The 15,177-nt window shown below is 46.4% G+C and carries 14 protein-coding genes; 3 read left to right on the forward strand and 11 right to left on the reverse strand.

Features of this window, described 5'->3' with window-relative positions; all coding sequences use genetic code 11:
- The first annotated feature begins 38 nt into the window (after positions 1-38).
- Positions 39-2,318, forward strand: coding sequence for a hybrid sensor histidine kinase/response regulator (locus ACU37H_RS07195; RefSeq protein WP_472702209.1), 2,280 nt, complete (start codon positions 39-41; stop codon positions 2,316-2,318).
- Here the strand turns inward: ACU37H_RS07195 and ACU37H_RS07200 are convergent.
- Together ACU37H_RS07200 and ACU37H_RS07205 are read right to left on the reverse strand one after the other, a co-directional pair.
- The gene (locus ACU37H_RS07200) at positions 2,305-2,700 is read right to left on the reverse strand and encodes a hypothetical protein (RefSeq protein ID WP_472702208.1); all 396 of its coding nucleotides are present in this window, start codon (positions 2,698-2,700) and stop codon (positions 2,305-2,307) included. The genes ACU37H_RS07195 and ACU37H_RS07200 overlap by 14 nt on opposite strands.
- Before the next feature lie 128 nt (positions 2,701-2,828).
- Positions 2,829-4,253, reverse strand: a complete 1,425-nt coding sequence (locus ACU37H_RS07205; RefSeq protein ID WP_472702207.1) for a bifunctional UDP-3-O-[3-hydroxymyristoyl] N-acetylglucosamine deacetylase/3-hydroxyacyl-ACP dehydratase — start codon at positions 4,251-4,253, stop codon at positions 2,829-2,831.
- A gap of 251 nt (positions 4,254-4,504) precedes the next feature.
- On the opposite strand from ACU37H_RS07205, the gene ACU37H_RS07210 reads away from it, so the two are divergent.
- Positions 4,505-5,887: a UDP-N-acetylmuramate--L-alanine ligase gene (locus ACU37H_RS07210; protein ID WP_472702206.1), complete on the forward strand. Its 1,383-nt coding sequence runs from the start codon at positions 4,505-4,507 to the stop codon at positions 5,885-5,887.
- Here the strand turns inward: ACU37H_RS07210 and ACU37H_RS07215 are convergent.
- The 3 genes from ACU37H_RS07215 to ACU37H_RS07225 all read right to left on the reverse strand — a co-directional run bounded on the left by ACU37H_RS07215 (position 5,884) and on the right by ACU37H_RS07225 (position 7,445).
- Positions 5,884-6,336, reverse strand: coding sequence for a hypothetical protein (locus ACU37H_RS07215; RefSeq protein WP_472702205.1), 453 nt, complete (start codon positions 6,334-6,336; stop codon positions 5,884-5,886). The genes ACU37H_RS07210 and ACU37H_RS07215 overlap by 4 nt on opposite strands.
- 169 nt (positions 6,337-6,505) lie before the next feature.
- Entirely contained in the window at positions 6,506-6,868 is a 363-nt protein-coding gene (locus tag ACU37H_RS07220; protein WP_472702204.1) for a hypothetical protein, read from the reverse strand.
- Positions 6,858-7,445, reverse strand: coding sequence for an RNA polymerase sigma factor (locus tag ACU37H_RS07225; protein ID WP_472702203.1), 588 nt, complete (start codon positions 7,443-7,445; stop codon positions 6,858-6,860). The genes ACU37H_RS07220 and ACU37H_RS07225 overlap by 11 nt, the downstream gene beginning before the upstream one ends.
- 200 nt (positions 7,446-7,645) lie before the next feature.
- Here ACU37H_RS07225 and ACU37H_RS07230 point away from each other — a divergent pair, with 200 nt between their 5' ends.
- The gene (locus ACU37H_RS07230; RefSeq protein ID WP_472702202.1) at positions 7,646-8,425 is read left to right on the forward strand and encodes a C40 family peptidase; all 780 of its coding nucleotides are present in this window, start codon (positions 7,646-7,648) and stop codon (positions 8,423-8,425) included.
- Positions 8,426-8,445: 20 nt separating this feature from the next.
- Here ACU37H_RS07230 and ACU37H_RS07235 read toward each other — a convergent pair whose 3' ends face one another.
- From ACU37H_RS07235 to ACU37H_RS07260, 6 genes are all read right to left on the reverse strand, one after another.
- A complete protein-coding gene (locus ACU37H_RS07235) occupies positions 8,446-9,120 on the reverse strand; it encodes a hypothetical protein (protein ID WP_472702201.1) in 675 nt (224 codons plus the stop codon).
- 48 nt (positions 9,121-9,168) lie between these two features.
- On the reverse strand, positions 9,169-9,798 hold the full coding sequence (locus ACU37H_RS07240) for a hypothetical protein (RefSeq protein WP_472702200.1): 630 nt from the start codon (positions 9,796-9,798) through the stop codon (positions 9,169-9,171).
- Positions 9,799-9,927: 129 nt separating this feature from the next.
- Positions 9,928-10,470 (reverse strand): inorganic diphosphatase, encoded by a 543-nt coding sequence (locus ACU37H_RS07245; protein WP_472702199.1) that lies wholly within the window; start codon positions 10,468-10,470, stop codon positions 9,928-9,930.
- Between the two features lie 67 nt (positions 10,471-10,537).
- On the reverse strand, positions 10,538-10,942 hold the full coding sequence (locus tag ACU37H_RS07250) for a hypothetical protein (RefSeq protein WP_472702198.1): 405 nt from the start codon (positions 10,940-10,942) through the stop codon (positions 10,538-10,540).
- A 48-nt stretch (positions 10,943-10,990) separates the two neighbouring features.
- The gene (locus ACU37H_RS07255; protein WP_472702197.1) at positions 10,991-11,551 is read right to left on the reverse strand and encodes a DUF4878 domain-containing protein; all 561 of its coding nucleotides are present in this window, start codon (positions 11,549-11,551) and stop codon (positions 10,991-10,993) included.
- Between the two features lie 265 nt (positions 11,552-11,816).
- On the reverse strand, positions 11,817-14,405 hold the full coding sequence (locus tag ACU37H_RS07260) for a phosphoenolpyruvate carboxylase (RefSeq protein WP_472702196.1): 2,589 nt from the start codon (positions 14,403-14,405) through the stop codon (positions 11,817-11,819).
- Between the last annotated feature and the right edge of the window lie 772 nt (positions 14,406-15,177).

Consider the following 15,177-nt stretch of genomic DNA (forward strand, 5'->3'; position numbering starts at 1 on the left):
CTTAGAATATATTGATACATCTGAACGAAACTCGGATCATGCTTCCTTTGAGGACCTTTGTTGTTTATCTCCTGTGCTTCGCTTGTACCGTCAACGCTTTGGCACAAACTCCGGCCTTGCCGAACGCAGTTTATCCGTTTGAGAATAATTACCTGCGAATACTCCTGGAGAAAGACTCAGTACTTCATACCAAGAAGATCATCGAGCAAAGCATTGAAGCGTCACTACAAAGAAAAGACTACGCCGCCGTAGCGATCGGCTGCAACGCGATCGGCTGCCTGTATGAACAACTCGGAAACTACGAGATCAGTAAAGACTATTATAAAAAGTCTCTGTCCTACGTGGGAGACAGCAACGAACTTAAGATCAATCTTTTACAGCACAAGCTATTGCGTGTATACCTGAAAGGGAAAAACTACCGCGCTTTTGACAGCCTGTATTCCGCTGCACAGGCGCTCTCAGCAAAATATAAAACGGAAACGATTTTTAAAAATTACCTGCTTAATGTCCTGAAGTATTTCGAGCTGCAGCGCTTTGACAGTATGTATCTTTTTACCGAAGCAGTTATTCCTTTGGTAAAAAATGTAGATATCGGTTCGCTCACCTATCAAAAAGAAGTTCCGGCTGACGATTTCAGGAAGATGCTGCTGTACCAGCTACGCCTTTACAACGGCTTGTCTAAAATCAAAAATCCTTCAGCAGAGATCAGGGAACAGGGTTATCGGACCTTCCTCGGCATGACGGTGGACTCGCTCAGGAAATCGTATGAAGTGACCGGCGAACCGATCTACAGCCTGCACCGGATCAATTCGTTTTTATTGAACTACCAGGCGAAGTATTATTTCCAGCAGGGCGTGTACGATTCTGCCGCCTTGCTATATGCAAAAGCTGATAATGAAAAATACCTGGCGCTGCGGGAATATGAAAAGCGCCTGGCGGTGGATGGCCACCTGTTGTATCAGGCAGCGAAAGACGAAGACAAGATCGCTTACAAAGCAGAAATGTCTAAGAAAGAAAGAACTTTATTGGGCGCTTACCGGCTGATGGCCGGCGGTACTTTTATCGTCTGTCTCATACTCTCTGCCTTCGTGATCTATTATTCCAAAAGCCAGAAAAGGATCAAATTTATCAACAACGAGCTGGTCAGGAAAAATGAGGAGCTGCTCAATTATGATGAAGAGCGGAGACAATTCTTTGAACTGGTAAGCCACGAGCTGCGCACCCCGGTCTACGGCATCAGCGGCCTGACAAAAATGATCGATGAGGAAACCAACCCTGAGAAGAAGAGGCAGTATTTTGACTCGCTAAGAATAACAGCACAGCACATATCGATGCTGATCGATAACGTGCTGCGGGTAAGCCGGTACAGCATGGACACCAGGAAGCTGAACGCGGTGGCTGTCAATATTGACACGCAAATGGAGCATATCTGCAATTCTGTTGGCGTATTTGCCCGCGAAAAATCGATCCATCTTCATTACGAGGACACGCTGCCACCCGGCGACCAGGTGTTTATGATCGACAAGGTAGTACTCAACCAGATCCTGATCAACCTGATCTATAACGCCATCAAGTTCTCCAATTACGGCTCTACCGTGGCAATAAGCATTACAGAAGTATCCCGGTCGATCAAGGGCTTTTTGTTACAATTCGACATTAAAGATGAAGGATTGGGCCTTAATTATACCGAAGACATTTCACACTTTGCTCCTTACGAAAAGGATAAAAACCTGAAACATCTTCAGTCAGGCAGCGGGTTGGGATTGACCATGGTGCAGCAGTTGCTGGGATATTACGACTCTGAACTTCTTGTGCGATCGCGCCCGGGCGAAGGCACTCATTTCCGTTTCCAACTGAACCTGCTTCCCGGAAGCACAGATCTGAGAAACGAAGAACGCGGCGACAATGTGGTTGGCATTGACACACGCCGGAAAGTGCTTATCGTGGACGACAACGCGCTCAATCTAACGATCACCCGAAAGGTCATTGAAGGCATTTCCCCTCATATAGAGGTGACCACCACCGACAGCGGCCGGAAAGCCATCGCGGCGTTTGAACGACAGGATTTTGACCTGGTCCTTATGGATTTGAACATGCCGGACATGGATGGCTTTGAAACCACCGCGGCGCTGAAGCAACGCAATCAACAAGTCTCAGTGATTGCCCTTACGGCGCTCAGCTACAATAATGTGATTGAGCGTGCCCAAAAAGCAGGCATGGCGGAGGTGATCACCAAGCCTTATATTATTGAAGAGTTTGAAAAGGTGGTGCAGCTTCATCTGATGAGGAAGGACAACCAGGAGCTTACCTCACTTTGAAAAAATCCAGGGGACTGCCATCCGGCAGATAAGGGTGAAACTTATTGATCGACATTTTCTTGTCAGAAATGCTGATCTTGTACGGAAGATCTTGACGGGTAGTGGAGCTGGCCGTCAACTCTGTCAGGATAATAGTATCCTGCGCATTATTGAATCTGAAAGAAAAAGGCACCGTCGCTTTTCCTTTAGACGTCAGGAACAGCATCGGTCCTGCTATGCCACTTGCCTCTCCTTCGGAGACCAGGATCGTATCGTTTTTCAGGCTGCTTTCTACCCATAGGCCGAAAAATTGCGTTCTTGGATTATTACCGGTCTTTTCCTTTTTACAGGCGACAAAAGAGCATAACATCAAAAAAATCAGCAGTTGGGTTTTGTGTTTCATGATCCTATATTTTTAGGTTACAAGCAGATTATTGACGGGGTTCCTGTACGCAGGACGCACTTGCAGGCACCACCCTTCAGGCTGGCATTACCGGTAGTGTTCCAAAGATACCGTCTATAACTGAGAAATTATCGCTTTACGATCTGCGCTACAAGGTCCGCTTCTGTCGCAACTTTATTGCCGACATAAACCGTTCCCCTCATTTCGCAGATACCCCGGCGGATCGGTGCAGCCAGTTCCATTTTCAGGATCATCGTGTCGCCGGGTTTCACCATTTGTTTGAACTTACAGTTATCGATCTTTAAGAAGTAAGTATCATATTGCCCTTCTCCCGCCAGGTTGATCGCTAATATGCCGCCGCATTGAGCAAGCGCTTCGATCTGCAACACGCCCGGCATAACCGGGTTACCGGGAAAATGCCCCTGGAAGAACCACTCATTGAAAGTCACATTTTTGATTCCCAGGATCTTTTCATCCGTAAGTTCGATGATCTTATCGACCAGCAGGAACGGGAAGCGGTGTGGTAAGGTTTTTTCAATATACTGAAGGTCGTAAACAGGCGGAACCGCAGGGTCATAGTTAGGTATGTCTTTGATATGCTTGTTCGCCTTGATGTGTTTCTTTATGATCTTCGCAAAAGCCACGTTGGTACTGTGTCCCGGACGGTTGGCCAGAACGCGGCCTTTTACGGGGTAACCGATCAGAGCCAGATCACCTACCACATCCAGCAGCTTGTGGCGCGCGGGTTCGTTAGGAAATCTCAGTTCCAGGTTATTCAGATAGCCTTCGCTTTTTACTTCGATATCTTCTTTTTTAAAGATCTTTTTCAGGCGGTCGAGCTCCGCTTCTCCCACCGGCTTATCAACTACCACGATCGCATTGTTGACGTCACCGCCCTTGATCAGGTTGTGATCGAGCAGCATTTCTAATTCGTGTAAAAAACAAAACGTGCGACAGGTGGAGATCTTCTCCTTGAAATTCCGCATCGTCTTCAGCTCCGCATGCTGGGTGCCCAGCACCGGCGAATTGAAATCGATCAGCGTCGTGATCTGGTATTCTCTTGCAGGCATGATCACCATTTCCACGCGCTTCTCTTCGTCAGTCAGGTACAGATTCTCGTCGATTGAATACCAAACCTTGGCAGCATCCTGCTCTTCCACGCCTGCTTCTTCAATAATCTCTATGAACGGCATCGAGCTACCATCCATGATGGGGACTTCGGGGCCATTGATCTCTATCAGGCAATTATCCACACCCATGCCTACCAGCGCCGCCAGCAAATGCTCAACGGTGCTCACTTTTGCGCCGTTGGCTTCTAAAGTGGTTCCGCGGCTCGTATCGGTCACTAAATCACAGTCTGCTTTGATCACAGGTCTGTTAGGCAGATCAACCCTTTGAAACTGGTATCCGAAGCCTGCGTTGGCGGGCTTCAGCGTCACATCAGCTAAAATACCGGTGTGAAGACCGGTGCCGCTAATATTGACGGCTCTTTTTAAGGTATGTTGCTTATCAGGGTTGAAGTTATTGCTCATAGTAATTTTTGAATTCGGCAAATATAATTTTTTTAGCCTAGCGAACTAGTAAGAATCCTAAAAATGTAAGGGTGCGGGAGATTCCGTTCAGGATCGGAGGTTTCTTCAGAAAAATGGTGACGGCGATGAACAAGATCATGAATAATGAAATGAACGTTATGCTTATTTACGTAGCCTGTATATGTGTCTTTTAAAAAATAAGTTTAAACCGCTTCAATATCTGCGCCTGAGTTTTGATTAAAATAAATCATTCTACGACATTTGTGTTTCTTATGAATACAATCGATCTGAAAAATATAAAAGCTCCCTTTTTTATCGGTGTTGCCGGGGCGGGCATGAGCGCTATTGCACAATACCTGCAGGGATCAGGCATGAACGTGAGCGGCAGCGATCGCTTCTTCAATGAAGGAAAGGCGGGCGACATTCGTGAAAAGCTGGAAGCAGAAGGCATACAATGTTATGTGCAGGACGGAAGCGGCATTACGCCTGATACCGACCTGGTGGTTGCCTCCACCGCTATCGAAGACACGGTGGTTGAGATCCAAAAAGCGAAAGCGCTGGGCATCCCTGTGATCCGGAGATCGGAGCTGTTGGCGCTGATTGCAGCGAGCAGGAAAACCATCGCTGTAGGCGGCACCAGCGGCAAGAGCACAACCACCGCGATGCTGTTTGACATCCTTAGCTATGCGGGCCTTTCCCCCTCGATCATCAGCGGAGCGGGCCTGGTCAGCCTCATTAAAAAAGGGAAGATCGGGAATGCATTTGTAGGAACCAGCGACTGGCTGGTGATCGAGGCGGATGAAAGCGACGGGTCGATCGTTCAGTATCATCCTGAAATAGGATTGCTGCTGAACATTGAAAAAGATCATAAAGAGCTGGACGAGCTGATGCAGATCTTTGAGACCTTTAAAAATAACAGCAAGATCTTTATCGTTAACCAGTCAAACGAACATTCCAGGAAATTGTCGTCGCGTCTGGTGGATGATTTTGAGATCGAAGGAGAGAACAGGGGCGCCGGATATTTTGCAACCGGATTCCTGCAGAATGGCTTCAGCATTTCCTTTGACCTTGAAAAACAACCCTTTGAGCTTCAGGTGGCTGGTAAGCATAACATGGAAAATGCGGTCGCGGCTGCTACCGTAGCGTCACAGGTAGGTGTTCCGCTGAAAACAGCCAGCGAAGCGCTGAAAACTTATGAGGGAATCTACCGGCGCTGCCAGGTGCTGGGCCAGAAAGAGGGCATCTGGGTGGTGGATGATTTTGCCCATAACCCGGTGAAGTGTGCTGCTGCGATCCGCAGTTGTCAGCCCGTTGCGGAGAAGGTCGTGGCCTGGTTTCAGCCGCATGGCTACACCCCTACCAAATTCCTGAGAGCAGATTTTGTGAAGGAGATTGCTGAGGCTCTTAGACCGGGGGATGAAATATGGATGAGTGAAATATTTTACGCGGGAGGCACTACCACAAAAGATATTTCGGCGAATGACCTGGTGGAAGATATCAGGAAAACCGGCAGGCACGCTTATTTCGTGGCGGATAGAAACGATTTTCCGAAAGCGGTGAAGTCTCACCTGGCATCAGGTGATGTATTGTTACTCATGGGCGCGAGAGACCCCTCTCTGGAGCAATTTTCCAAAACTGTTTTTGCAAATCTTTAAAGCGCGAGGACGGGCTGTTCCATTTTCTGTGGATGGCCCAGTAAATAATAGCAAAGCACCATCAGGAGGCCCTTTTGCGCTTGGGCAGTAGAATCGTCCACATCCAGTCGACATACAGTCAATGGAAGCTCGGCATCTTCTGCAATGATTTCTACTTCTTTTTTGTTGAGGATATTGATGAAATAACGTTTTTCGTCGATCAGGATGTATTCGCGGCCGCCTTCTTTTTTCAGTTTTCCAAGATTCGTCCCGTATTCATTCTCTAATACTACTTTGTTTTTGAGAAGGCCTTTGTTCCGGCATTTGAAGTGGCGTTTTTCACCGTCTTCCGATTCTATATAAACACTGTCTGACTGATTTTTAAAAGCAAGCGTTAATAATTTTCGCCCGTTGCTCCATAAGCTATAAGCGGTATTACCCAGGCTGCTTGTAATTGTCTTCCACTGCATAATTATCGAGTTTTGCTGAAGCAAAGGTGCTACATAATTCAGCAGTTACTGCCAGTTAACATTAAATTAATATTGGAAACGGGCTATTTCAGGCGGGAAGCAGGTTTGTTTTCACCAATTGTGCAGAACTCCCGATATTAATTGGAAACGACGGAATTTTTTCTTATTATTAAGAGTGGAGCTGCCGATGCAGGACAAGATAGATCAGCACTATGAGAATCAATAATATAAGAATGGAAAAATAAAGGGTCCACTGAGGCTTCAGCATTCTGCGTGTCCGGTCCTGTTTTTTCTTAGCGGTTCTCTTCCTGAGATCCCGGTTCAGGTCGTCCACAATCCATTTGATCTTTTCCTGGTTATTCATTTCTTCCAGGCCTTCCAGGGCATCGCTCTCAAAAGGGTCATCGATGGCATGTTGTTCCACCTCGTGCCGCTTGTCTGCCGACACCTCATCCTTCAGGTATTGCATCAACTGTTCCTGACTCAGCGAGTCACCGGCTTTGGATAATATGTCTTTTAAATTACCTGGCATGGCTTGGATCAGTTTCTTTGAGCTTTTTCCGGATGATGATCTTTAAATTTCTTTTTCCGTTCTGTATATGGCTCTTAACCTTTAATAGAGAATACCCCGTGATTTCACTGATCTGTTGGTAGGTATTTTTTTTGAGATAAAACAAAGTTACACATTTGAACTGCTCTTCATTCAACTCGCCAAGGGCCTGGCGCAACACCTCGTCTGTAACACCTTTGGAAGGATCAGACGTAATGTCTTCTTCCTGGGCCAGGTGACTGTTGGTTTCCGTCAGCTCCAGCGGTATCTTGCCTTTCTTATCTCTTAAAATGGTCAAACACTGGTTTTTGGCTACCATATAAAGCCAGCTTTTGAAATAATCGACCTTATATTTCGACAGCTCCTGGATTACTTTCAAAAAGATCTGCTGTACCGCATCCCGCGCGTCGGTCTCATCTTTGAGGTATTTCATGCATACACCGAATAGCAACAACGTGTACCGCTGCAACAAGACGCCCAGCCACTCATTGTCCTGAGTCTGCCAAAAACGCTGCAATAATTCCTTATCGCTGATATCCTGGTGTAGGTCTTTACTCACTCGCTTAAAGATATTACTCCTTAGATGCAAAAAAAGCACCGATTCCATAAAAATATAATCATAGCGGTCGTCTGGCTGCAACCCGCCCGAATCGTTAGCCCGGGCAGACCTGCGGCCTTTAAGTTTAGGAGGACCTATCCCGGCCGGCATATTATGCGTGTTCGTCAGCGCCATAACGAACAACGTATTATATTTACTGCATGAAGCAACCAATCTATGCCCTGATCATCGTACCAGCTGCACCGGTTAGAAAAAAGCCTGACCACCGGCAGGAAATGAGTAACCAGCTATTATTTGGTGAAGCGGTGAAGATCATTAAAGCAAAAGATGGGCTATGGCTCCATGTTGAAAGCCTATACGACGGTTATACCGGCTGGATCACCCGACACCACCTGGCCCCGGTTGACGAGGCCACTGCCCTGCAGGAGTGCACGACGCTGGCACCGGCGCCGCTCACCCTGATCGGATTCAAGGAAACGTCTATGCATATTCCTTTAGGCGCGTCTCTCAGAAACCTGAAGGGCCAACAAGGAACCGTAGCCGGTTTTCCTATTTTGTTTAAAGGGACACCAATCAACACGCACAAGGCCGCTAAAACGCCGGAAATGCTGATCGAACACGCACTCCTGTGGCTCAATGCACCCTACCTGTGGGGAGGAAAGACCCTACTGGGCGTGGATTGCAGTGGGTTTTGTCAAACTTTGTACAAGCTGATCGGTATGCCGATCCTGCGGGACGCATGGCAGCAGGCCACGCAGGGCAGTGCGGTGCGCTCATTAAAACAGGCACGCGCGGGAGATCTGGCATTCTTTGATGAGCAAGGGAAAGTTACCCACGTGGGGCTGTTGATGGGAAATGACACAATCATTCATGCGTCTGGAAAAGTGCGGATTGATACGATCGATCGCAAAGGGATCATACAGCGGGAAACCGGGGACCGAACCCACTCACTGCATTCGATCAGGAGACTGCTTCATTGACCGGCCTTAAACGGTTCAATTTATTTATGGGTAGCGGCCATATCATAAAACTCATCAACGACACGACCGGGATAATGGCCTAACGGATAGGCCCGGTCGTTAATAACGGCAAACCGTGCTGATATACCCACTTCAATTTCATTAGTGGAGGGCAACACCTCCCAGTAGACCCTGGAGGCGCTCTGGTCTTTGTACCCCTTGAACCAGAAAGTGTAGGTATCGTTTATTTCGCGCAGGTATTTGCGCTTGATCGGCTCGGTTTCATAGAAACCGGTCACATACAGCCATCTGAACCGGTTGACCAGCAGCCAGAAATCCTTCTTCAGTTTTCTTCTCGCGTGTGGAGTATCTTCAAAGCGGGCGGTGAGCTTGTACTCGAACATCGGTGTGGGGACACCGAAATAAATGGTCTCCGGCTGGGCCATCAACTCGACGGCTACTTCAGTAGCATTCACTTTATAAGGATTGAAGACTTTGTAAGTGCCGGATACCCGACTGATATGAGACGGTCGATCGAAATAAACTTTCCTGTTGAGCAACTGCTTGTCACTGGAAAGCACCTTGAGAAACGCCGAAAAGTTTCCTTCGAACGGATCGACGCGGTAATAATCTCCGACAAACTTTATAAAATCCTGCTGGGCAAATCCCTGGACGGACAGCAGAAGACCTACCGCTAAAAGCCATTTCTTACTCATATTATGTTACGATTAAAACCGAAATGTTCTGATTTCATTCGCACGATCCTAATAAAGTTCCAGCGGGCTGTCCAGCGCCACCGCGTAATTCCGCTGCTGCCTGAACCTGACGATAATAGTCATTGCCAATTGTGGCGTAGACTTCAGGGTCTGCCAGCTGATGACAGCGGGCTCCAACACAAAATCTGAGTTTTTAAAAGTCATTATTTCCCCGTCTGCAATACCATTGTATCCTTTCAAACTTTTGGTTTCCGTGCGATACAGGTCTTTCTTTAATAACCGCGAAAGTTTCCGGTAGTCCTTCAAAAGAACACGGCGGCTCAGATCGGTGTCCGGGAAATAAGCGGTGATCTGGTAGGTGTAAAAACTAAAAAGCGTTTTTTCCTTATAAACAAACGGACTTTCGTAGAAGATCATGTCCACCCGGTCAGCGTTCATGCCATAAGGATTGAACACTTCATACCGGCCTTTTACATAGTAGCCTGTAGAGTCTGTCTGTTTAAAGATCTGCTTATCGAGTAAGGCGGTGTCGCTGGTAAGCGCGTCTACAAACGCAGAAAAGGTACCCTGGTAAGGATCTACCCGGTAATACTGCTTTACAGTCCGGAGAAAGTCGGACTGCCCGGCCACGGTTAAGCCCAGCAATAAGGGTGAAATGAGTGCAAAAAAATACTTCAAAACGGCAATTTGGTTAGGAACGTTTTTGTAAGGAAGGGCTTATCCTTTAAAAAGTTGCACGCTTTTTAAAAAAGAAATGGTTGGTAACCGTCGGGGCATTCAAAAACAGACTACAAGCGGATCCTGGCCTTACTGCCTGTATTTCTCTTTGTAATATTCAATGGCTTCAGACACAATAGGCAACGCAGTTTCTTTATCCTGGAAAGTATCGATCACCACTTTTTTATCTTCCAGCACCTTGTACTGCTCAAAAAAATTGCGCATTTCTAACAAAAAATGCTGGGGAAGCTCATCAATATTATCATACTGCCTTACAGACGGATCGTTGAGCGCTACCGCGATAAGCTTATCATCCCGCTCGCCGCTGTCGATCATTTGCATATTGCCAATCACCTTGGCCTGCACCAGGCATAAAGAACGAATGGATTGAGAGCATAAAACCAGGATATCCAGCGGGTCATTATCCTGTCCCAGGGTCTGGGGAATGAAGCCATAATTCACCGGGTAGTGGAAGGAGGAGTAGATCACCCGGTCCAACTTCAGCAACCCTGTCTCTTTGTCGATTTCATATTTGGACCTTGATCCCTCGGGGATCTCGATGATCGCGTTCACGTATTCGGGAGCATTCGCACCGTAACTTACACCATGCCAGGGATGTTGGATTGTTGACATAAAGGCTGTATTGGTTTTTTTAGGATATCACTTTTAAGTCTGCAAAACTACGTTTTTAATGGTAGTTCTACTCATGGTCGAAAAGGTATTTAAAATCGACCAGCCATTTCCCCTCTTTCCTGACCACTTTCAGTGTGTCGTGGTTTTCTTTGTGAAAGGAATTGGAGTAAACAATGATACTGGTGGAGTCGTTGATCAGTTTGCGGCTGTGAATATTGATGCTGGCATCCCATAATCCCTGCTTCTCATCGGAAGAAAGTTCCATCCGCGACACAGCATCTAATCTTTCATCATTGAGCGAGTCGTGCAGCATGAAATCAGCGGCTCTGTCGTACTTGCCTTTGAGCGCCGCCTGGACAAATCCCGTAGCCGCTGCCAGATCGTTGTCGGCAGCTTCGGCATCTGCGCCGCTGTTACAGGAGCTCATTATTATTCCCATAGTAATGGCCAAACCTGATAGTATCTTCTTCATGATTGTTCTTTTTGAATGGTATCGAAATTGATCGTCGTTCGCAACACGTTATTTCAGCTGCTCGAGTTTATTCTGTATTTCTTCCAGCATCTTCGGGTCCATATTTTTCAGCATGCTGTCGGCCATCTCTACTCCTTGCTGCATCTCTTCCCTGCTCATTCCCAAAGTATCGCCCTGCTCTTTCATGCTTTTTTCTCCCATACGCATCAGCGTAGACATCGTGAAGTCGACCTTCCAGCCATCACTCTGTTTTAATAATTTAAACTCGGCATCCGGCCGCTTTTTCGTTTTGCTTTTTACAACGATGAAGGCCGAGTCGCCCATAATGCGGGCAGGCTCCATTTCCACATCTTCAAAGTCCTTCATGGGATCGCTTTCGGGAAGGGAATCTTTCATTTTCCCGGCCATGTCTAGCCCCTTCTTCATCATCTCCATCGTGGGCTTACTGTCTTTGGTAACATATTTGGAAGCGCCGTCAATGTCTTTCTGCGCCAGTTGCTCAAAGAATTCCCGGAGCACCACATTGGGATCATTACTGGTCACATTGCTACAGGAGGTGAGAACGGTGGCGATCAACACAGGAAGCACCCATTTGAAGATATATTTCATTTATTAACATTTATCGGGTAGAACGCTTTAGTCGGACATAGATTTATAACGGATCTGTTGTCCTTTTCACGTCAACAAATGTAAGGATGTGTTTTTATAGTAAAGTGTTATAAAATAAAGGGGGCAAAACATTTTTTAAATTCATCATGGATGTAACCGCAGCATACGCGAAGAACATCCAGAGAATACAAAGTGAAAGAAATGTCATGCACCCAATAAAAAAAGCCGGGTAGTTTATATCCCCGGCTTGCAGGCTGATAATAGATCAGGCAGAGTTTCTGCCGGCGTTGATGATACCGAAAGAGCAGCGCATCACGAGCTTGCCGTAGGTATCTTTCAGGTCATCGCTATCTTCGCTCGCTGACTCAATCTCACGGATCTTGCTCAAAGCATATTGCTGAATCGTTAACAGAGGCAGCACGATCCTTTCGCGCATGGAAATGGAGAGTTTATCTACGGGATAACCGCCCATGAGCTCGGTATTGCCCGACAACTTTAATACATATTGGAGCGTGAGCTGAAACTCTTCATAGATCATCTTCCACAGTTCACCGTATGTTTCATCTTCTGCCAGGAACGCCGTCAGCGGGAAGTAAGATTTTGACATCGCCATTTCGCAGTTGTCGATCAATGTTTTGAAGAACAGGGAGTTTTCATATAATTTCTTCACTTCCTCAAAACGACCGATATATTCCATCTTCTTGAGCGCAGCACCCACGCCGAAAAAGCCCGGCACGTTTTGCTTCAACTGGCTCCATGCCCCTGCGAACGGAATGGCACGCAGATCTTTCAGCGAAATATCGCCCTGCGATTTTCCGCGCTTGGCGGGGCGACTGCCGATATTGGTTTCGCTGTAAAACCGCAGCGGACTTACCTCATAAAGATAACTGGCGAGCAAAGGATGCTCTTTCAATTTCTTGTACTCGTCGAACCCGTAGGAAGAAAGTTCCTGCAACAGCTCTTCCTGTTTACCCGTCAGCGGCGCATGCCTGTCGGCATACAGATTGTTGGTGATGCCCGCATTAAGCAATTGTTCGAGGTTGTATTGTGCAGAGTCGATAATACCGAAGTTGGAGCTGATGGTTTGCCCCTGGATCGTCAGCTGGATCTCGCGGTTGGAGATATTGCTGCCCATGGATGCGTAAAATTTATGCGTTTTACCACCGCCGCGCGAGGGAGGTCCGCCCCGGCCATCAAAGAACACCACTTCAAAGCCGTAATACTTGGTAATGCGTGTCAGCTCTTCTTTGGCGCGATAAATACTCCAGTTGGCCATCAGGTAACCGCCATCCTTCGTTCCGTCACTAAAGCCCAGCATAATCGTTTGGGTGTTACCGCGCCTTTTCAGATGTTCTTTATATTGAGGAATGCCGTACAAGCTTTTCATGATGTCTGCTGCGTTGCTCAGATCATCGATGGTCTCGAACAACGGAACGATGTCTACATTGATGGCATCATCTGCAAATCCCTGCATTTTAAACAAGGCAAACACTTCAATAATATTCAGGGTACTTTCGCAATGACTGATCACATAGCGGTTGCAACCGGCTTCCCCGTTGGCACGCTGAATCTCGGCGATAACGGTCGGGATCTGAGCCGTGTCGCGCGCTACTTCATCTTCGAAGATCTCGTTGTTGACCGTTTTGTTGATCCGGAGCAATGCTTTTATTTTTTCGGCCTCGCTCATTTCGTTGTAGTTCGATGGAACGACACCATCCCCATGCGCAGCCACCGTTTCCAGTAATTTCTGGTGAATGCCGCTGTCCTGGCGGATATCGAGCGATGCAAAGTACAGTCCAAACAGGTCGATCTTGTTGATCAGGCTTTGCACCTGGGCTGTAAACAGGGCGTTATGTTTTTCTTCGAGTGTTTTTTTGATACCGACCAGCGTGTCTTTGATTTCCCGGGTGGTAATGTTTATTTCAAATCCCGGAACGAACACATTGTCGTAAAGTTTGGTTTCTAAAGCAGCAATGGGCTCTTCCACACCATGGAACGTTAGCCTGCGTTTTAAACGCCTTACATCAGAGTAATAACATTTCAGGATCGCGCCACGCAAGGCGTCCGCGACTTTCAATGTCGTATCACATTTTACAAAAGGATTACCATCGCGGTCGCCCCCTGGCCAGAAACCCATCTGCAACACGGCATTCTGATCTGAAACCGCTTCGGGAAACTGGTTTTTCAGTTCATTGACGATACGGCCCGCCGCGGTATAAAATACATTCTCGAGAAACCAAACGAGGCTGATGGCTTCGTCATAGGGTGTCGGCTTTTTCTTTTTAAGAAAAGGCGTTTTACCTAATTGCTGCAGGTACGTATTGATCTCAACCGAGTCATTCTTTATTAAAGCGCGACTGAGATCATGTATAATACCCAGCACAGACCCGGGATAGAACTGGGTAGGGTGCGCTGTCAGCACCAATCTTACGCAGAAGGTCTTTAATACTTCGGCCAGCGCGTCAGCATTGTTATTTTGCGCTACGTCGCCCATGATTTGTTTTAAGGTTCCGGCGCCACTCAGGTCATGCGTGCTTTTATAGGCCGCATCTTCCAAAGCGTCAAATAATACGACCTGCCTTTCTACATATTGATTGAATTTGAACAAGAGGTCGAGCCGTTCCTTTTCGCTGCTAAGCGTCGTGTGCTTATTGAAAAACTCGTTGATGATGTCTACCGGACTCTGCGACCGTGCATACCCTTCTTCACAATTGCTCGAAAAAAGCGACAGCAGGATGCCTGTTTTTTCCATTTTGTGAAATGGAAGCGATGTAAAAAGACTATTATAGAGTTGAAATCTCGTGCCGACTTCCGTCCTGAAATGATGTAAACTTTTGCTGACTGCAATATCCATTATTTTGTAAATTATATGTTCTATCTATTGAGTTTATCTGTGATATAAAACAGGCCGTTAAGATAATATTTTTTAAATAGATGAGGGGATTTTTGTACGTTATATAAAGATGAACGCTCGTTTTTGAAAAATTATGAACCGTTTAAACGATTGATGCTGCTCCGTCTTTTCGATTCCTAAATATCTCCTTCATTATTTTTTTTGAACGAAACCGAACGCCTTTCTGGAGATAAACGACCTGATCCTGAACAAAGCCTGTTTATCGATCTCTAAACCTTTTTTCAGGACACATTCTTTCGCCTTCTCAAAAAGATTCCGGAAAATTTCCGCCTGTAGGCCAGATATTTTCTAGTGCGGTTTCGCCTTTGGACGTCATTCAATTCATAAATACAAGACTTTATAAATCAATTAATTATACTTCTTTTTTAAAATTTTAGCTTCCTGAAAACTGCTTCAGAATGGTTTGCAACAGGCTCCGGGGTGTTCTATCTTTGTGTCATAAATACATAATCAATACAAAATACCGGTATGATTAAGTAAGCGCTAAAAACCAACTTTCGCTTGTCTCGTTTTGTTTGCCGCCTGGCGATTAGGTCCATATAGTGACGAGAAATTATTTGAAGAATTTAAAAAAGGAGACAATTATGAAAACAGTTCTTTTACAAGCAAAAAAAGTAGCCTACGAATTAGGGTTATTATTTGCCAACACTTTGACAACCACCGGACCGGTTTCGAAGTAAAATCACAGCCTGGTGAGCAGGCTCATTTTTAA

Source organism: Niabella sp. ZPM-14, assembly GCF_055693045.2.